Origin of the sequence: Amycolatopsis suaedae (assembly GCF_004214935.1) — a bacterium.
GTDB lineage: Bacteria > Actinomycetota > Actinomycetes > Mycobacteriales > Pseudonocardiaceae > Amycolatopsis > Amycolatopsis suaedae.
Window position 1 is genome coordinate 445,409 of sequence record NZ_SFCC01000004.1, and the last position, 17,741, is coordinate 463,149.

18 protein-coding genes and 1 tRNA gene are annotated in these 17,741 nt (G+C 70.2%); 10 read left to right on the top strand and 9 right to left on the bottom strand.

The features are described 5' to 3' along the window. The first annotated feature begins 141 nt into the window (after nucleotides 1-141). A complete protein-coding gene (locus EWH70_RS10700; protein WP_165436225.1) occupies nucleotides 142-504 on the top strand; it encodes a GntR family transcriptional regulator in 363 nt (120 codons plus the stop codon). Here the strand turns inward: EWH70_RS10700 and EWH70_RS10705 are convergent. Further along, nucleotides 501-698 (bottom strand): hypothetical protein, encoded by a 198-nt coding sequence (locus EWH70_RS10705; protein ID WP_130475132.1) that lies wholly within the window; start codon nucleotides 696-698, stop codon nucleotides 501-503. The genes EWH70_RS10700 and EWH70_RS10705 overlap by 4 nt on opposite strands. Before the next feature lie 213 nt (nucleotides 699-911). Here EWH70_RS10705 and EWH70_RS10710 point away from each other — a divergent pair, with 213 nt between their 5' ends. The 6 genes from EWH70_RS10710 to EWH70_RS10730 all read left to right on the top strand — a co-directional run bounded on the left by EWH70_RS10710 (nucleotide 912) and on the right by EWH70_RS10730 (nucleotide 6,864). Then, nucleotides 912-1,691, top strand: coding sequence for an aminotransferase class IV family protein (locus tag EWH70_RS10710; RefSeq protein ID WP_130475187.1), 780 nt, complete (start codon nucleotides 912-914; stop codon nucleotides 1,689-1,691). A gap of 13 nt (nucleotides 1,692-1,704) precedes the next feature. Then, nucleotides 1,705-2,643: an SUMF1/EgtB/PvdO family nonheme iron enzyme gene (locus EWH70_RS10715; protein WP_130475133.1), complete on the top strand. Its 939-nt coding sequence runs from the start codon at nucleotides 1,705-1,707 to the stop codon at nucleotides 2,641-2,643. Between the two features lie 584 nt (nucleotides 2,644-3,227). Continuing rightward, nucleotides 3,228-3,488 carry a hypothetical protein gene (locus tag EWH70_RS10720; RefSeq protein ID WP_130475134.1) on the top strand — a complete coding sequence of 87 codons (261 nt, stop codon included), beginning with the start codon at nucleotides 3,228-3,230 and terminating at the stop codon, nucleotides 3,486-3,488. A 114-nt stretch (nucleotides 3,489-3,602) separates the two neighbouring features. Next, a complete protein-coding gene (locus EWH70_RS36470) occupies nucleotides 3,603-3,737 on the top strand; it encodes a hypothetical protein (RefSeq protein WP_276320554.1) in 135 nt (44 codons plus the stop codon). Between the two features lie 53 nt (nucleotides 3,738-3,790). Beyond that, nucleotides 3,791-6,511, top strand: coding sequence for an FtsK/SpoIIIE domain-containing protein (locus EWH70_RS10725; RefSeq protein WP_130475135.1), 2,721 nt, complete (start codon nucleotides 3,791-3,793; stop codon nucleotides 6,509-6,511). Then, entirely contained in the window at nucleotides 6,511-6,864 is a 354-nt protein-coding gene (locus tag EWH70_RS10730) for a hypothetical protein (protein ID WP_130475136.1), read from the top strand. Before EWH70_RS10725 ends, EWH70_RS10730 begins: the two co-directional genes overlap by 1 nt. On the opposite strand, the gene EWH70_RS10735 is transcribed toward EWH70_RS10730, so the two are convergent. Further along, complete coding sequence (locus EWH70_RS10735) at nucleotides 6,844-9,309, bottom strand: endonuclease/exonuclease/phosphatase family protein (protein WP_165436226.1); 2,466 nt, start codon at nucleotides 9,307-9,309, stop codon at nucleotides 6,844-6,846. The genes EWH70_RS10730 and EWH70_RS10735 overlap by 21 nt on opposite strands. Nucleotides 9,310-9,449: 140 nt before the next feature. On the opposite strand from EWH70_RS10735, the gene EWH70_RS10740 reads away from it, so the two are divergent. Then, on the top strand, nucleotides 9,450-9,608 hold the full coding sequence (locus EWH70_RS10740; protein WP_130475137.1) for a hydrophobic protein: 159 nt from the start codon (nucleotides 9,450-9,452) through the stop codon (nucleotides 9,606-9,608). Between the two features lie 78 nt (nucleotides 9,609-9,686). On the opposite strand, the gene EWH70_RS10745 is transcribed toward EWH70_RS10740, so the two are convergent. From EWH70_RS10745 to EWH70_RS10765, 5 genes are all read right to left on the bottom strand, one after another. Further along, nucleotides 9,687-10,898, bottom strand: coding sequence for an IniB N-terminal domain-containing protein (locus tag EWH70_RS10745; RefSeq protein WP_130475138.1), 1,212 nt, complete (start codon nucleotides 10,896-10,898; stop codon nucleotides 9,687-9,689). Between the two features lie 414 nt (nucleotides 10,899-11,312). Then, a tRNA-Ser gene (locus EWH70_RS10750) sits at nucleotides 11,313-11,399 on the bottom strand. 35 nt (nucleotides 11,400-11,434) lie between these two features. Further along, complete coding sequence (locus EWH70_RS10755) at nucleotides 11,435-11,650, bottom strand: CsbD family protein (protein WP_420809048.1); 216 nt, start codon at nucleotides 11,648-11,650, stop codon at nucleotides 11,435-11,437. 78 nt (nucleotides 11,651-11,728) lie between these two features. Continuing rightward, on the bottom strand, nucleotides 11,729-12,190 hold the full coding sequence (locus EWH70_RS10760) for a nucleoside deaminase (RefSeq protein ID WP_130475140.1): 462 nt from the start codon (nucleotides 12,188-12,190) through the stop codon (nucleotides 11,729-11,731). Then, the gene (locus EWH70_RS10765; protein ID WP_130475141.1) at nucleotides 12,187-12,669 is read right to left on the bottom strand and encodes a tRNA adenosine deaminase-associated protein; all 483 of its coding nucleotides are present in this window, start codon (nucleotides 12,667-12,669) and stop codon (nucleotides 12,187-12,189) included. The genes EWH70_RS10760 and EWH70_RS10765 overlap by 4 nt, the downstream gene beginning before the upstream one ends. Before the next feature lie 53 nt (nucleotides 12,670-12,722). Here EWH70_RS10765 and EWH70_RS10770 point away from each other — a divergent pair, with 53 nt between their 5' ends. Together EWH70_RS10770 and EWH70_RS10775 are read left to right on the top strand one after the other, a co-directional pair. After that, entirely contained in the window at nucleotides 12,723-13,958 is a 1,236-nt protein-coding gene (locus tag EWH70_RS10770) for a M20 metallopeptidase family protein (RefSeq protein ID WP_130475142.1), read from the top strand. A gap of 9 nt (nucleotides 13,959-13,967) precedes the next feature. Then, complete coding sequence (locus EWH70_RS10775) at nucleotides 13,968-14,948, top strand: prephenate dehydrogenase (RefSeq protein WP_276320555.1); 981 nt, start codon at nucleotides 13,968-13,970, stop codon at nucleotides 14,946-14,948. On the opposite strand, the gene EWH70_RS10780 is transcribed toward EWH70_RS10775, so the two are convergent. Together EWH70_RS10780 and EWH70_RS10785 are read right to left on the bottom strand one after the other, a co-directional pair. Beyond that, nucleotides 14,941-15,177, bottom strand: coding sequence for an antitoxin (locus tag EWH70_RS10780; protein ID WP_130475143.1), 237 nt, complete (start codon nucleotides 15,175-15,177; stop codon nucleotides 14,941-14,943). The two genes, EWH70_RS10775 and EWH70_RS10780, sit on opposite strands and share 8 nt — an antisense overlap. Before the next feature lie 37 nt (nucleotides 15,178-15,214). Continuing rightward, nucleotides 15,215-17,161: an FUSC family protein gene (locus EWH70_RS10785; protein WP_130475144.1), complete on the bottom strand. Its 1,947-nt coding sequence runs from the start codon at nucleotides 17,159-17,161 to the stop codon at nucleotides 15,215-15,217. Nucleotides 17,162-17,741 lie beyond the last annotated feature (580 nt).

Below are 17,741 nucleotides of genomic sequence, written 5' to 3' on the forward strand. Positions count from 1 at the left end.
TGCAACACCGCCGGGGCCGCTTGCGTCTGGTGCGCTTAGCGCGACACCACGAACACTATGCGACGTAGTCCAGAAAGGCCAACTACCTGAGCTACGTTCACTCGAATGGCCTAAATTGCCTGGTGAAGTAGCCTGGTCAGCGTGGACAAGCTGAACCCTGCCGACACGCGGCCGCCGGTGGCCCAGGTGGCACAACGTGTGCGTGAACAGCTCCGAGCAGAGACCTACGGCGTTGGCGACAAGCTGCCGACCCATGAGGCCATGTCGGACGAGTTCGGCGTATCCGTGAACACCATTAAGCGCGCACTCGGCTTCCTCCAAGAGGAAGGACTGATCGTTTCTCGACGGGGCCAAGGGGCATTCGTGCGGGTGTCCGGCAACGATGTTCCAGAGGATGACCCGAGCGAGTCGAACGGGCGGACTATCGATGATCTGTACGGGCAACTGGCCGCAATACTGGAGCGGCTGGACGTGATCGAACGTGAACTTAAGCGTCGCCATTAGCCGACCTGCCGAAAGAAGCTCACGATGCCGTCGATCACGTCGACAACGAATCCAGCCGCGCCTTTCGCCATAGCCGCCGCGTCGCCGGGATACTGGACCACGAGAACCAGAATGGCCACCACGACGGCGAAGCCGACCAACTTTTTCAGGGTTCCCCCGCTGGCCTTGAATCCGGGGATCGTGTTCTTCGCCATGAGCTGTTACGCCTCCAGTCAGTTCCTGCCGCATCCAACGCTTGGTGTCGCTGGTGTTCACGACTCAAGAATCCGACGAAATGGCCCGGACGGGAACTGCCGCGCAACCGCCTTGCTGCTGAACTCCCGCCGAACCGGCGGTGCTGAACTAGCGCTGAACTTTGGCGGCTCCGACGTTCCCAGCAGGGCCTACGAGGTGCGAGGGTGCCCGACATGGAACTGAACGGTGCGCCCGCCGAACTCGGGCAGATCAAGGCTCTTGCCCTCACCAACTACGGCCACTTCACGTCGATGCTGGTCGAGAACGGCCGGGTACGCGGCCTCTCCCAGCACATGCAGCGGCTCGCGCGGGACAGTCACCAGCTGTTCGGCGTCGACCTGGACACTGACCAGGTGCGAACGTACGTCCGACAAGCACTTGCAGCAGCTGAGCGCCGGACAGTTGTCCGCATCACCGTCTACGACCCGGCACTAGACCTCGGCACGATCGGGGCGGACGCCTCTCCGTCGGTACTGATCACAACCCGGCCGGCCGGGACGGGCCAGGCTGGACCGCTCCGCCTGCAGGCTGCCGCCTACCGCCGTGAGGCACCAGCGGTGAAGCACATCGGCCTGTTCGGCGCCCTTCAGCGCCGTCGGGCAGCACAGCGTGAGGGGTACGACGACGTTCTATTCCTCAATCCTGACGGCACGATCTCGGAGATCGCCACATCAAACATCGGCTTCATTCGAAACGACCAAATTGTTTGGCCGCGTTCGGAATGGTTGACCGGCGTTACAATGACACTACTTAATCAAGTTACAGATGAGCAGGTCGTCAGCGAAGCACTTACAATCTCCGACCTGCGCAACATGGACGCCGCATTTGCCACGAACGCAGCGACCGGAATTCGGCCGGTGCGCTCCGTGGATGCAATTGAATGGCCAACGGAACACGAGATGATTAACAAGCTGCGGGAGCTCTACGTCGACATCCCGGGCGAGAAGATATAAAGCAGGGGGACAGGTGGCAACGGTTCAGCAGTGGTCCGGAGAGGAAATCAAGGCTCTTCGTCAGGCAAAGCGCATGAGCCAACGTGATTTCGCGGCACATCTTGGCGTGACCGCCCGAATGATCGCCAAATGGGAAGCCGGGGGGAAGAACATCACACCTCGTGCCGTAAACCAGGAAGCCCTCGACACAAGCCTGAACCGATCGGACCCGGACACACGGGCGCGCTTCGCTCACCTGGTCGGAGACTCGATGGTCCCCGCCGCACAAGACCAGCGACACGCCGAACCGATCGGCACGAGCCGAGTACGCCACCCCCGAGACGGCAGCCACATGGTCGCTGTGGAAGGGAGCGTCTTCCTCTCCGGTCCCAGCAACGAGCCCGTGTGGCTGCCGGACTACTACATCGACGTCTACCCGGTGACCAACGCTGAGTACGGACGGTTTGTTGCGGCAACTGGACACCACCCACCGCGGCACTGGGCTGAGGACGGCACGTGGCCGGCCGATATCGCTGACCACCCGGTCGTCTTCGTGACCTGGACCGATGCGGCCGCCTACGCAGCTTGGGTCGGGAAGAGCCTGCCCACTAGCCAGCAGTGGGAGAAGGCCGCGCGCGGAACGCGCGGAACGGTCTACCCCTGGGGCGATCAACCGACCCCCGCGAAGTGCAACGTCCGCGAGAACGGCGTCGGCGCCACGACGGCTGGTGGCTGCTACCAGAGCGGGGTCAGCCCCTACGGGGTCTACGACATGTGCGGCAACGTCTGGGAGTGGTGCGCCACCGAGTCTCGACCAGGTCGTCGCGAGCTGAAGGGTGGCGCCTGGACCAGCCCGTTCAACCGGGCAACGCCGTCGTCGTTCAACGATGCCGCTGAGAGCATGTGCGACGACGACACCGGCTTCAGGTGCGCGACCTCAGCCGAGTCCCTTCAGCGGCTACTTGGGCCCTGAGTCGCCTTCTCCGGGCCGAACACCGACATGGGAAGGTGAGGGACACCCCTCCCTGTTCCAGCTTGATCGTGGGCCACCAGCGGGTTGCAGTGAGGGTTGCAGTTCAGCCCCGTTCGGGTGATCTACTGGTGTCGCAGGCGCGGCCATATCCCCTGGTCAGCGACATGTTGACCTGCCGCGAACGGTTCGCACCGGAATTGGAAATCGTGTTGGGTGTGAAAGCCCTCACGGGTTCGAATCCCGTATCCTCCGCTCCACGGAAAGGCCCGTCCCGCTGAAGCGGGGCGGGCCTTTTTCCACCCGTTCCCGGGACGCCCGGGCGGGTGAGTTGTGTGTTCCGGCAGTGGGAAACGGCGCAGCTCGCGACGGTACTCAGCGGTAACTGTTGATCATTGGGGTTCACGAAGGGGCGCTTCGAGGGCCCGCTACCCTACGTGCCATCAAAGGCCCCGGGCGTCCACCACACGCCGGGGCCTTGCCAGTTCCCGCTTCCGCCAGGTACACCCGAACGGAGTCGGGCAGTCACCGAAAGTACACAGTACCACGCTTGACGTCACTCGACATTTCCAAGGAGTCCCGCACCAATGCCCGGAGTCGAAGAGATCCGCGCAGGGATCGCGCTCGCCAACGAGAAGGCCTCCGCGAGCATCGCAGCCCTACAGCAGGCCGCACAGTCACTTGAGGAAGCCCAGCAGTCGCTTTCCATGGCGACCTCGGGCAGCAGCCAGCCCGAAGTGAGCCAGGCACACGGCCTGCTCGCCGAGGCGTTGCAGGGCATCACCGGTATGCAGAGCACCATTCAGGCGAGCATGTCCTCCGCCGACTCCTACTCGGCACGTCTCTAGATGTCGCCACTGGCGGAGCTGTACGAACGGCTGGCGGCGGTTCACGAAGCCGTCGCCACCGCTCGGGGACAGCTTGATCGCGTACGTACTCTCCTCGACGAAGCCCGGCGCGCCATGGTGGACGCCCAAGCGCAGGCCGACCCGTGGTTACCGCCACAATTGGACCAGGCCGTCGAGCAGCTCAAGACCCAGCAGGGCCGGCTCACCGGCGTCGACGACCTACTGCAGGCATACCGCGCGACGCTCTAGAGGGCAGGCGAACGCCGTTGATTGGCAAACGGACCGAGCAACGACAGCGGGTCATGGCCGCACTCGACCAGCTACGGGGCCAGCTCGGCCTCGCGCTCGGTGCCGCCGCCAACGGCAGGCAGGCCGCCGAGGTCGAACTCGCCCGGCTCCAGCTGCAACAACGCATCGTCCGCACCGGCATCGACCGCTCGGGCAACGACCCGGAGATCGTCGAGCAGGCCAAGCAGCCTGCCATGGCCGGTGTCGCCGACTGGCTCGGCCAGGTCCGCGACCAGTTCTACGCCGAATGGTCCGACGGGCCGAACCGGCTACGCGAGCTGGTCGCCGGCGCAGCCCCGGGGCCGGCGTCCCGGCCGGCGAGCGAGTGGCTCGGCCGGGTCGGCACCGGGACCGGCGCCCACGTCCCCGAGCTGTGGCGCATCGGTTCCTCCACAGTGGACAACCGTAGCCGGGGCATCGCGCAGACCTTCGACGTCGCCGTCCCGCTGCTGGACGACTCCCACCTGGCGATCACCTCCGCTCCGAAGACCCGGCACGCGATCGACGGGCTGGTGGAGGCCCTGCTGATGCGCGTGCTCAGCACGTTCGAGCCGGGCGCGGTGCGGGTGCACCTGTGGGACGTCGGCCAGCTCACCGCCGTCCTGCCCAACCTCTACCCACTCGGCCGCACGAGCGCGCTCACCGTGCACGACCCGGCGCACCTGACCGACCTGCTCGACGAGCTGGCCGGGCACATCCGCCGCATCCACGCCTACACCATGCAGGCGGGTCACACGTCGCTGCGTGCCATGCGGCAGGCCACCGGCCGCTACCGCGAGCCGTGGCGGATCGCCGTGTTGTTCGGCAACGGCGAGGACCTGCAGCCCGAGCAGCTACGCGCGCTCAAGCGGGTGGCCAGCGGCGCACTGGCCGCCGGGATCTCGCTGATCCTCGTCGACGTCCCGACCGTGCTGGGCGGGTCGGTCGAGACCATCAGCCTGATCGACGAGCACCGCGCGGTGAGCAGCATGACCGGCACCGACCTGGTCGTCACCCTCGACCCGCCGCTGCCCGCCGGTCAGGTCAACCGCGCCGCGGGCAGGCTCGCCGAGGCACTGGTCGCCAAGCAGGGTGGCCCGCGCACGTTCGCCGACCTGCTGCCCACCGAACTCGGCCAGGAGAACTCGGCCGAGGAACTGCGCGCGCCGGTCGGCTACTACGAGGGCGATCCGGTGGAGGTCGTCATCGGTGACGCCAGCCCGCACGCGCTGATCGGCGGGCCGAGCGGGTCGGGCAAGACGAACTTCCTCTACGCCCTGCTGGGCAGCCTCGCCGCCCGCTACTCCCCCGACGAGCTGGCCCTCTACCTGCTCGACTTCAAGGAGGGCGTGTCGTTCGCGGGGCTGGCGCCCGGCCGCAAGGACTCAAGCTGGCTGCCGCATGCCCGGCTGGTCGGGGTGAACGTCAACACCGACCGCGAGTTCGGGCTGGCACTGCTGCGGTTCCTCGCCGACGAGCTGCGTAGGCGCTCGGCCGCCGCGAAGGACCACGAGGTCACCAACCTCGCCGACCTGCGCAGGCAGGACCCCGGCGGGCACTGGCCGCGGATCGTGGCGGTGATCGACGAGTTCCAGTACCTGTTCGCCGGCAGGGACACGGTGACCGCGACGGCGACCTCGCTGCTGGAGGACATCGCGCGAAGGGGTCGTTCGCAGGGCATCCACCTGGTGCTGGCCAGTCAGGACGTCGCCGGCATCGAGGCGTTCTGGGGCAAGCCGGCCATCTTCGAGCAGTGCACCCTGCGCATCGCCATGCCCAAGGCCCGGCGGGTGCTCGTCGACACCAACAACGCGGCCGTCACCGCGCCCCGCTGGCACGCGGTGATCAACCACGAGTCCGGTGTGGCACACGGCAACCAGCTCGCCCACGTGCCCGACGCGAGCACGAAGGACGTGTTCGGCCAGCTGCAGCGGCGGCTGTGGGAACGCTACGCGGGCGCGCACTCCGAGCCACGGCTGTTCGACGGCGCCATCTCGCCGGAGCTGACCGAGTCGGCCGCGTTCACCGCGCTCACGCCGGTGCCGAGGCCGTCCGCACTGGTCGGGCAGACCATCGACGTCGCCGACGCCGCACGCGGCGTCGAGCTGTCGCCCGCGCCCAGCCGCAACCTCGCCGTACTCGGCACGGCCGTCCGCGAAGCACTGTCCATCATGGACTCCAGCGCGCGGTCACTTGCCCGGCAGTACGTTCCCGGCGAGGTCGAGTTCCTGGTGAACTGCACGGTCGAGCTGGCCAACCCGTCGGTGACGGCGCTGGTCGAATCGCTGACCGAGGACGGGCACACCGTCTCACTGGTGCCGACGGCCGAGTTGTCCGAGCGGCTCGGCACGCTCGCCGACCAGCTCGCCGAGCCGGAGCGGCCCACCGTGCTGCTGCTCTACGGCGTGGACGGCGTGCTGCCCACCCTGGAGGCAAAACCGCCGGGTGTGCTCAAGAGCGGGCTCGACCACCTGCGCGCGATCCTGAAGCAGGGGCCGGGCGTCGGCACGCACACCGTCGGCTGGTGGCGCGCGGTGGCGCGGCTGAAGGACACGCTCGGCTTCACCGGCACCGACGACGTGGGCGCGTGGGCGGCGCTGGACGTGCAGGGTGCCGAGCTGAGCCCGTTCTGCGCCGGCCAGGTGGTGCACTGGTCGCCGCGGCCCGGTCGCGCGTTGTTCTTCGACCGCAGCACGCACGCCTCACCCGAGGTGCTGATCCCGTTCCACCACCCCGATCCCGAGCAGGTGAGCTGATGAACGCCGCCATGCGGTACAAGGAGATCGTCGCCCTCGCCCGCGGTGCCGAGCAGCAGCTGCGGGCGTGGGAGGTCGCCAGGGTCGACGAGCTGGAGGCCATGATCGCGGCGGCCCGCAACGACGTCGCCGAGGCGGCCCAGCAGGAGACCAAGACCCAGGAGCGGGTGGACCGCTGGTGGCGGATGGCCGTCGACAACGTGTCCCGGCTGTCCTGGCTGGAGGCGGGCGCCGGGCCGGAGCCCAACGCCACCGCCCGCGGCGCCTACCTTGAGCGTTACCTGGAGGAAGTTCGACCGGCCTACCAGGAGCTGGTGCAGTCGATCCTGAAACTAGGCTGGCGCGCCAAATAGCCTCTCCAGCCAGTCGAGGACGTCGTTGACGGCGTCGGCAACGGCGTTGCCCGCGCTCGGGCGGAAGCGCACGACCTGCGGATCGTGGTCGCTGGCCTGCACGGCGAACTCGGCGTTGATGTGCACGACGTCGTAGTCGACGCCGCGCGGCGCGTGGGAGACCAGCGTGTGGTCCAGCACCTGCGAGTTGCCCTCGAACACGTAGGTGTAGCGCTCGCGCTCGGGCAGCGTGTCGATCAGCGACCGCAGCGCTCCGCCCTCGGTCAGGGTGCCCAGTGTCGGCGAGAACGGGAAGTCGTTGAGGTCACCGGCGACCACCACGTTGGCGCCGCGGTCGGCGGCCAGCAGCTGGTCGACGAACGTGCGCAGCACCCTGGCCTGCTCCAGCCGCTGCACTTCCGAGCCGCGGGTCGGCGGCTGGTAACGGCCGTGCGTCGGCTGGTCGCCGCCCTTGGAGGCGAAGTGGTTGGCCACCACGAAGACCGGCCTGCCACGGAAGCGGAACTCGCCTGCCAGCGGCTTGCGGCTGTTGCGCCACGCCGCGTTGGCGGGGTCGACGCGGCCGGGCGAGACCGACAGCGCGGGCCTGCCGCGCTCGGACCGGACCTGCACCGGGGTCGTCGCCGTGCCGCCCGGACGGTCCACGAAGGACACCCGCGCCGGGTTGAACAGGAAGCCGACGCGGATGTTGCCGCCCGGCTCGCCGCCGTCGGTCATGTCCTGCGGGTCGATCTGCCGCCACTCGTAGCGCGGGCCGCCCTTCGCCGCGATGACGTCGGTGAACCGGCGCAGCGTCGCGTCGGCCGCCACGATCCCGTCGCCCTCCGCCGCGGCGCCGTTGTTGTCCTGGATCTCCTCCAGGGTCACGATGTCCGGCGAGGCCAGATGGTCGACGATGCCGGTGGCCAGCGCTTCGAACTTGGCCTGCTCGTCGGTGGCAGCCAGGTTCTCCACGTTGTAGGTCGCCACGGCCAGCTCGCCGCCACGCTGTGCGCGAGTGGTCTCCTTGTGCGGGCCGTTGTCCACGACGTTGCCGAGCGTGGTGGCGAACAGGGTGTAGCCGCCGAAGCTGTCGTACTCGACCGGCCCGGCGGTGACGCCTGCCAGCATGTCACCGGTGTCGGCGACCGGGAACGGCCGCTCCCCGAACGGGATCAGCGACTCGACCTTCAGCACGCCGGTGTTCGGGCGGTCGTAGCCGAGGTAGGCCGTCCCGCCGCGGGCCGTGGGGTTCTGCTCCGGCTTGGTGGTGACGTAGAGCTCCTTGTACTGGTCGCTGCTGCGGCCGACCACGCGCACGTCGGCGACCTGCACGACCTGGCTCTCGTGGGCCTCCCAGAAGTCCAGCGAGTACACGGCGGGCTCCAGCGGGAGCTTCTCGATGCTGCCGCCGACCTGCGGCGCCAGCCGTGCCGGCAGGGTGTCCGGCCCGACGACGACCGGTGCGGGCAGCGGGTTGCCCGACGACGCGACCGTCCACTGTGCACCGGTCAGCTCGGTCAGGCTCTGGAAGTTCGACGTGGCCGGGTTGTCCGGGTAGTACTCCTTGACCGTCCCGGCGACGGTGACGGCGTCGCCGGTCCTGACGGCGGGCGTGGTCGAGCCGGTGAACACGAACAGGCCCTCGCTGGTACGGGGATCGCCGTCGCCGACCGGGTCGGTCAGCCAGAAGCCGCGGGCGCCACCGAAACCGCGGATCGCCGTGACCACACCGGTGACGCCGGTGACCCGCTGACCGTCCAAAGGCGACAGCCGGGTGGTGCCCTGGATCCGCGCGATCGTGGCGGGCACACCCGGTTCACCCGGGCCGCCCGGCGTCTCCCCCTTGCTGTTGACCGGCGACGGCTCGCCCACGGTGAAGTCGGCGCTGTTGTCGCCGGTGTCGGTCAGCGTGGCGCGCGCGGCGGAGGTCGTATTGCCGGTGGCGGCGGCCGGGGAGGTCTCGGAGACGACCGCGGGCCCGTAGCCGACCAGGTCGGTGATTCTGCCGTCGGCGTCGCACTCGCTGGTGGTCTTGCAGGTCAGCGCCTCGGTCGTGCGCACGAGCGCCACGGTCCCGCCGCCGGCGGCCATGGCGATGGTGCCGGTGGCGTCGGCCGCGGGCAGGGCGACCGTGCCGCCGTTGCCCTTCGCCTGCGCGACGAGGTAGCGGCTGTTCTGCCGCAGCGTGCCGGTGAGCGGGGTGACCTGCCACCTGGTCGCGGCGCCCGGCGAGGCGGGCAGGTACTGCACGCTCCAGCCGCTGAGGTCCACGTCCGGCCCCGCCGTGGCGAGCTCGACGAAGTCGCTGGTCAGCGCGGCTCCGGAGTTGCCGCCACCGCCGTAGACCTCGGCGATGAGCGCGCCGGTGGCCTGGGCGGACGCAGGCGGTGCGGTCAGGGTGAGGGCCACGGCCGCGCCGGCGAGGGTGGCCGGCAGCAGGCGGGCACGCAGGGTCGTGGTCACCCGCGCATCTTTACCCAGAGGGGTGAACGGCGGAAGGACTTCGCGCAACGGTTACCCCGGTGTTAGCTCGCCCGGTTTCACCCGTTCGAGCCTGGGGTAACTCAACTGAGTTCGCCCGAGCGGGGGGCGAGGAGGTTGTTATGTGGTTGATTCTGGCGGTGTTGCTGCTGGCGATCGCGCTCGGCGCCGGCGGGTTCGCGGTGGAGGCGCTCTGGTACGTGGCCGCCGCCGTGCTGATCATCTGGCTGCTCGGGTTCGTCATCCGGCCGGCCGGCGGTAAGCGCTGGTACCGCTGGTAGGTACCCGGACAGCACACAGGGCTGGGTCCGCCCCCGAGGCGGGCCCAGCCCTGTTTGGTCTGGCTGGCTTAGAGGTCCTTAGAGGCCCAGGCCGTCGGTCAGGTCACCGACGACGGGCAGCTTGCCGGCGACGTCGCCGACCGGCAGCTTGTCGACCACGTCGCCGACCGGGCTCTCGCCCACCTTGTCGAGGACGTCGCCGGCACCGGGCAGGTCGCCGGTGGGCAGCTCGGTCGGAACGTCGACCGGCAGCTTGACCGGCAGCTCGGAGGGCAGCTCCGGCAGGTCGACCGGCAGCTCCGGGGTCGGCAGCTGCGGCAGCGAGCTGAGGTCCGGAGCGGTCGGCGCCTCGGGCGCGGCCGGGACACCGGGCACCTCGGGCAGGGCAGGCAGGGCGGGCAGCGGCAGGCTGACCTCGGGGACGCCGAGCTCCGGGTGGAACTCGAGGTCCACGCTGCCACCGCTGGTGCCGGCCTCCACACCGAGGTTCACGCCCGCGGTGTCGTTGCCGATGGACAGGTCACCCTCGAAGCCGTTCAGGCCACCGTCGGCGGCGAAGGCGAAGCCACCGAGAGCGGAGTCGGCCTGGGCGTTGGCGGCGACACCGTGCAGGCCGGCGTCCAGCGCGCCACCACCGTTGGCGAGGGCGCTGTCGAACTCGGCGCTACCGGCGACACCACCGGCGCTGCCGGCACCGGCCAGCCCGAGGCCACCGAGCTCGGAGCCGACGCCACCGCTCAGCGCGGCACCCTCGGTGCTGGCGGCGAAGGCGCCCTGGCCCGCGACGTGGTCGTTCACCAGGCTGAGGCTGCCGGCGAGGCCGCCGGCGCCACCGGCGGTGGCCAGGCCGAGGTCGCCGACCGCGTTGTTCAGCCCGGTGCTGGCGGCGATGTCGGTGCCCTGCGAGGCGATGGCGCTGTTGAGGTCGGTCAGCGGACCGCCGTTGGCGGCGAAGCTGTTGGCGAAGCCGACGTCGCCGAACTCCGAGGCGGAGGTGAAGTCACCCAGGACCGGGGCCAGCGGGCCGGCGACCTGGTGGGCGAGCGCCTGCAGCTGCGCGACGGCGGTCTCGGCGCCGCCGAGGGGCAGGTCGCCGACGGGGAGCTTGTCCGCGCCGGGGAGGCTGTCGAGAGCCAGCGGAAGAACCTCCTGCACGTCCTGCCCGGACACCTCACCGAGGCCGGCGGCGTCGAGGGTGCCGGCCGGGTTGGCCAGGAAGTCGGACCGGGCGGCATCGTCGGTCAGCAGGTTCAGCACAAAGTTGTGCAGGGTCAGGTCCGGAAAAGACAACGGAATCTCCTTGTAGGCAACGCTGCGCGAAGCATGTGGGTCGGCGTCTCGCGGGTCGGGTAGCGAGAGCCGACCCTGACGTTATGGATCGGAGATCTTCCGGTCATCGGGGATGACGGCCCGTTATCCCCTACACCCAAAGGGGGGAACGCCGGGGGTCCCGTTAGGGGATTAGGGGATTGGCAACTACCCAACTGGTGTTTCGGCAGGTCAACGGGCACCACGCCAGGGGTGGCGAATGGTCAACAAGGGGTTCCCGAATGGTGGACTCGCGCCGGGAGGAAGCTGACCCGCACGGGCGAGCCCGTCGGCGTCTGGACTGACGAGCCCAAAGCTCGCGCAGCGAGCGACGGCGAGGAGGGAAGACGCCGACTAAAAGGGCTCGCCCCGGCGAGCGGAGCGAGCCCTTTAGCGCGGTAGCGGTGGGATTTGAACCCACGGACGGGGTCAACCGTCACACGATTTCGAGTCGTGCTCCTTCGGCCGCTCGGACACGCTACCGCCGAACAGGCTACCGCACGGCCGAGGAGCGCCGGTCACCGGTCCCGGTCGTTACGGCCCAGCTTGTCCTTGGCGTCCTGGACGGCGCCGGCGGCCTTGTCCCGCAGGTCGTGGCCCGCTTCCTTGACCTCGCCCTTGGTCTGGTCGGCCTTGCCCGAGTCCCGCAGGTCCGGGTTGTCGGTGACCTCGCCGAGCTTCTCCTTGGCGCTGCCGACGGCCTGCTGGATCTTGTCCTTCGCCTTGTCCATCATGTTCACGGGTCTCTCCTTTTCGTGGACTACCGGTAGGTACCCACGGCGGCGTGAACCTCACGCCCGGCATGACCCGCGTCACGCTTCCGGGCGGTGCTCGGCGAAGAAATCCGCGAGCAGGGCCGCGCAGTCGGCCTCCAGCACCCCGCCCCGCACTTGCGGGCGGTGGTTGAGCCTGCGGTCACGCACCACGTCCCACAGCGACCCGACGGCGCCGGTGCGGGACTCCCACGCCCCGAACACCACCCGCGCCACCCTGGCCAGCACGAGCGCGCCCGCGCACATGGTGCAGGGCTCGACGGTGACGGCGAGTGTGCAGCCGTCGAGCCGCCAGCCGTCGCCGAACCGGGCTGCGGCGGCCCGCAGGGCGAGCACCTCGGCGTGGGCGGTCGGGTCGCCGAGCTGCTCACGGGCGTTGCGGGCCCTGGCCAGCTCGGTGCCGTCCGGTGCGAGGACGACGGCGCCGATCGGGACGTCCCCGGTCGAGGGCGCCTCCGCGGCGACCGCGAGTGCGGCGCGGACGGCGTCCTCGTCGGTCACATGTCGTCCAGCAGGGCGGCGAACTGGTCGGCGAACCCGCAACGCTGGGCGATCATCTGCAGCTGCTCGTCGGGGTAGTTGTCGACCTCGCCGACGATGACTTCCAGCTCGACGCCCGGCAGGCCCAGGTCGGCGAGGATCTCCAGGTCACCCTCCGGCCAGATGGACTCGTCCTCCTCGTCGGGAGGGTCGACCCGCAGCATGTCCAGCACGTCGGCGGCGATGTCGTAGTCCAGTGCCGCCGCGGCGTCGGACAGCAGCAGCGACGCGCCGCGCGGGCTGGGCCGCACGATCACGAAGAACTCCTCGTCGACGGCCAGCAACCCGAAGATCGCGCCGGTCGACCGGATCTTCGTCAGCGCCGTGATCGCGGCGTCCAGCCCCGAGAGCGCACTCGCGTCGAGCGCGGTACACCGCCACCGGCCGTCCTCGCGCACCACGGCAACCGCGAACCCGGCGACCGCCTCCTGCCCCGCCATGGGCACACCGTATACCCGCTTGAATCGCGATGCCCGCCTGCCAGGATCACCGCATGAGCCAAACCGGTCCCGCCGAACTTCCCACGCTGCCCGACCCGCGTCTGCCGAGGCTGCTCACCGAGGCCAGGGCGGTGCAGGACCGCACCGTCGCGTTGCGCCGCGAACTGCACCGGCACCCCGAGCAGGGGCTGGACCTGCCGAGGACGCAGGCCGCCATCGCCGCCGCGCTGGCGGATCTGCCGCTGGAGATCACCCGCGGCACGTCGACCACCTCACTGACCGCCGTGCTGCGGGGCGCCAGGCCGGGGCCGGCCGTGCTGCTGCGCGGCGACATGGACGCGTTGCCGCTGACCGAGGACACCGGGCTGGAGTTCGCCTCCGAGGTACCCGGGTCGATGCATGCCTGCGGGCACGACACGCACGTGGCGATGCTGGCGTCGTCGGCGCGGGTGCTGGCCGATCACGTGGACGAGCTGTCCGGCTCGGTGGTGTTCATGTTCCAGCCGGGTGAGGAGGGTTACCACGGCGCGCGGCACATGATCCACGAAGGCGTGCTCGACGCGGCCGGTGAGCGGGTGACCGGCGCGTTCGGCATCCACATCTACGCCAACGCCCCGTCCGGGCGGCTGCTCACCCGGCCGGGGCCGATCCTGGCTTCGGCGGACCAGTTCCTCGTGACGGTGACCGGCAAGGGCGGGCACGCGTCGATGCCGCACAACGCCGTCGACCCGGTGCCCGCCGCCGCGGCCATGGTCGGCGCCTTGCAGACGATGATCACCCGGCGGGTGAGCGTGTTCGACCCCGCCGTGCTGACCGTCGCCCGGATCACCGCGGGCACGACCAGCAACATCATCCCGGAGACGGCCGAGCTGCAGGGCACGATCCGCACGCTGTCCGAGCGGACCCGCGCGCAGGTGCGCGAGGAGCTGGCGACGGTGTGCGAGAACGTCGGCGCCGCCTACGGCTGCCGGGTCTACGTCGACCTGGAGCCGGGTTACCCGGTCACGGCCAACGACCCCGAGCACTCCGCGCGGGTGCTGGGCCTGGCCGAGCGGGTCCTCGGCGCGGACAACGCCGAGCTGATGGCCGAGCCGGTCATGGGCGCGGAGGACTTCTCCTACGTGCTGCAGCGGGTGCCGGGCGCGTTCGCTTTCCTCGGCGCCTGCCCGCCGGACGTGGACCTGGCCGACGTGGCGCCCAACCACTCGAACCGGGTCAACTACCACGAGGACGCGATGGCCAGCGGCGTCGCCATGTACGCCGCGTACGCGTTGGACGCCTTGCGTTAGTACGGCAGGATGTGCCGGGTGCGAGACGTCTGCGTGATCGGGCTCGGGTTGATCGGTGGTTCGCTGCTGCGGGCGGCGGCCGGGAAGCGGACGGTGTGGGGTGCCACGCTGTCCGAGGCCGACGCCGGCGCGGCGAGAGCGGACGGTTTCGACTGCGGTACCGACCTGGACGCGGCACTGCGCAGGGCGGCCGAGCGGGACGCGCTGATCGTCCTCGCCGTGCCGCTGACCGCACTGGACGAGACGCTGCATCACGTCGCGGAGCAAGCGCCGGAGTGCCTGCTCACCGACGTCACCAGCGTGAAGGGGCCGGTCCTGCGGGCCGTGCGGCGGTGGGCGCCGGACACGCGGTTCGTCGGGGGGCATCCGATGGCCGGCAAGGCGGAGTCGGGCTGGTCGGCGGGTACGGCGGGCCTGTTCGACGGAGCGGCGTGGGTGGTCGGCGTGGAGCCCGGGACCGATCTCGGCGACTGGGCCGAGGTGGCGGCGCTGGCGCTGGAGGCCGGGGCACACGTGGTCCCGGCCGGCGCGGCAGCGCATGACGAGGCGGTCGCGCGGGTGTCGCACCTGCCGCATCTGCTGGCGGCGGTGCTGTCCGCGGTGGCTGCCGAGGGTGGCCCGCTGGCGGCCGCGCTGGCGGCAGGGTCCTACGCCGACGGCACCCGGGTCGCCGGCAGCAGGCCGGCGCTGGTGCGGGCCATGACCGAGGGCAACCGGGAGGCACTACTGCCGGTCCTGGACGACGCGCTCGGCAGGCTGGGCGCGGCACGGGGCTCACTCGCGTCGACCGGCGGGCTGGCCGTGACGATCAACGCGGGTCACGAGGGGAAGCAAACGTTTGCGCAGGCTCGGGAGGCCCAGCGCACCGGCGTGCGGATCGACCTGACCGCGCCGGACGCCGTGGAGGCACTGGCGGCACTCGGCGAGCGCGGCGGTCGGATCACCGCGCTCACCGACGAGCTGCGTACCGCGACCGGCGAGGTCAGCTAGGCGGCGGGCCCGGCTTCGGCGGGTCCTGCGGCGGCTTGTCGTCACCGCCTGCCTGCTTGTGCAGGAAGCCCTTGGCCTTGTCGGTGACGTTGTCGATCTTGTCGGCCTTGTCGCCGAACTTGGATTTGGCGAAGCCGCTCGCCTTGTCCAGGCCCTGCTCGACCTTGTCACCGTGCTTGCCCAGTGCGTCCTGGGCCTTCTTCTTGATGTCGTCGAAGTTGATACCCATGTCTCCATGGAGCCCGTTTTGCGGCATTACCGCAACCTCAGGTCCACCGATCGGGCAGGAAACGGCGGACGAACCGCAACGGCGAGCTTTCCGCGAGGTCCGGCCCGCGCAGCGCGTCGAACGCGGCGCCGAGCTGTTCGACGACCCCGGACAGCTGCTCGGACTCGGGCAGTTCGACGCTGCGTGGGTCCCGCTGCTCGCGGACGGCGGCCGCCAGCTCGGCCAGCGCGGCCTTGATCAGCTCGACCTTGTGCCCGTCCGGTGGTTCGGCGCCGTGGGTGAGCGTCACCAGGACCTCGGTGACGGCGTCGGTGACCCGTTCCAGTGCCGCGATGACCGGCCACCAGGCGACGGCCTGCCTGCCCGCCGCCGACGGTTCGACGATCACCTGCTGGAAGGCCGTGCGCACGTCGGCGAGGCCGCGGTAGGCGCGGCGGCGGTACCGCGAGAGGTCCGCCCGGTCGGCGGCGGGCCGCAGGGCGTGGTCGGCGTAGCGGGAGATGGTGTCCAGTGCGTCGGCGAGCAGGCCACCCACCCTCGGGCGCCTGCTGCCCGGCCACAGCAGGTACCCGAAGACCAGCACGATGAGGCAGCCGAGCAGCGTGTCGACGAGCCTGGCCACGACGACGCCCCAGTCACCGTGGCTGGACAGCTCCATCTGCAGGATGATCAGCGGCGTCACGAACGCGCTGAGGATGCCGTAGTTGCGGACCTTGCCGACGGCGACGCCCGCGGCGAACACGGCGCAGAGCGCGACCAGTGCCCAGCCCTGCGCCCCGGCGACCAGGACGACGGCGCCGATGGTGACTCCGGCGACCGTGCCGATGCCACGCAGCACGGCACGGCCGAACACCGAGCCGAAGTCCGGTTTCAGCACGATGCCGACGGTCAGCGTGATCCAGTACGAGCGCTCGACGGGGACGAGCAGGCTGACTGCCTCGGCGATGCCGACGCAGAGCGTCAGCCGCAGGGTCGCCAGCCAGGTCAGCGGTCCGGCCAGCGAGGCCAGCCACTCGCGGACCTGGGTGCGCACGGGTACCCGTTCCCTGCGCTTGCGGTCGGCGCCCGGGCCGACCCTGGCCAGTCCCGCCCGCAGCGCGACGGCCATCGGCTCGGCGTCGTCCAGCTCCGGTGGGGCGGGGATGCGGGTGTCGGCGAGGATCGCGATGGCGATGGCCAGCGTGTGCTCGACGAGTTCACGAGGTGGCCGTTCGCGGGCGTTGACCATGGCGACGGCGGCTTCGACCGCGGGCGTTCCCGAGGACAGGATGTCGAGCAGCCTGCGGTAGGCGGCGTCCCTGCCGGACAGCCACGACCGGGCGCTGAGCAGCCGGTCGTAGGCGGTGTTCATGGCGGTGGTGAGCTGGTGGCGCGCTGCCCGCGCGGTGTCCTCGTCCTCGGCGGAGAGCATCCCGGCCAGCTCGATGTAGACCTGCGCGACGGCCGTCCGCTCGGGCGAGGTGGCGCGAACGGTCCATCCGGCCAGTGCGACGGCCAGGCTCCAGCCCGCACCGACGAGGAAGCAGACCAGTGCCGTGCCGGTGTCCACCCCGAGCTGGTGCTGGCCGCTGCCCAGCACGCAGAACACGAACAGCTGCAGTGCCGCGGTCGAGGCGTTGCTGCCCGCGGCGCTGATCAACGCCGAAATCGCCGCGACCAGGACGATCGCGGGGATGGACAGCGCGAGGTTGCCGCCGGTGAGCAGTCCGACCACGTACCCGGCCGCGGCCGCCGCCGTGGCGCCGCCGAGCCGGCGGGCGCGGTAGCGGTAGGCCCCCGCGGCCTCGGACAGCACCGTCGGCAACGCCCCGGTCGACACCAGCGCGCCCAGCTGGATGTCGCCGAGCGCGAGCCCGGCGGCCAGCGGGAGGGCCAGCGCGATCGGCGCCCGGATCGCGCGGGTCCACGGCATCGGGGCGGGCGTGCTGCGCAGCAGCTGCACCAGCCAGTGCGGGGCCGCGAAGTCCGGGCGCTTGACGCTCACCGCCCCATTCTGTTCCGTCCGGGCCCGAACGCACGTGAAGGCCACCTTCATCACGTCTCAGTCAGGGCCCCGGCAAAGTCGGTTGTCAGGCGCGAGCGAGGGAGCTTTGCTGGCGAAGAAGGGTAGTAAAGCTCCCTCGCTGCCTACGGGTGTGACTGGTGGGGCTGGTGTGGTGACCTCGATGCCGTGAAGGGGGCCTTCACGGCGTCTCATGCCGTGAGTGCCCCCTTCACGGCATGCTTGCCGCGGACACGTGGGCGGATGCCCGCTGTCCGGCTGAAGGCCGAGTTTCTGTCGTCTCACGTGGTGAAGGTGGCCTTCACGAACTCCCGCCCCGGCGTCGCAGCCTCACCAGTCACATCCGGCCCAACAGACCCAGCCGCCACCACGAAAGAGACCCAGCAAACTCCCCCAATGTGGCATTGGGGAACTTGAACTCCCCCAATGCCACATTGGGGGCGCGCAGCACCCAGACTTTGCCGGGGCCGTGACATCTCACGTGGTGAAGGATGCTCCTATAGAGGTCAAGTGGTGTTGGTGAGCTGGGCTATGTCGGTGGTGAGGGCGCGGTAGAGCTGTC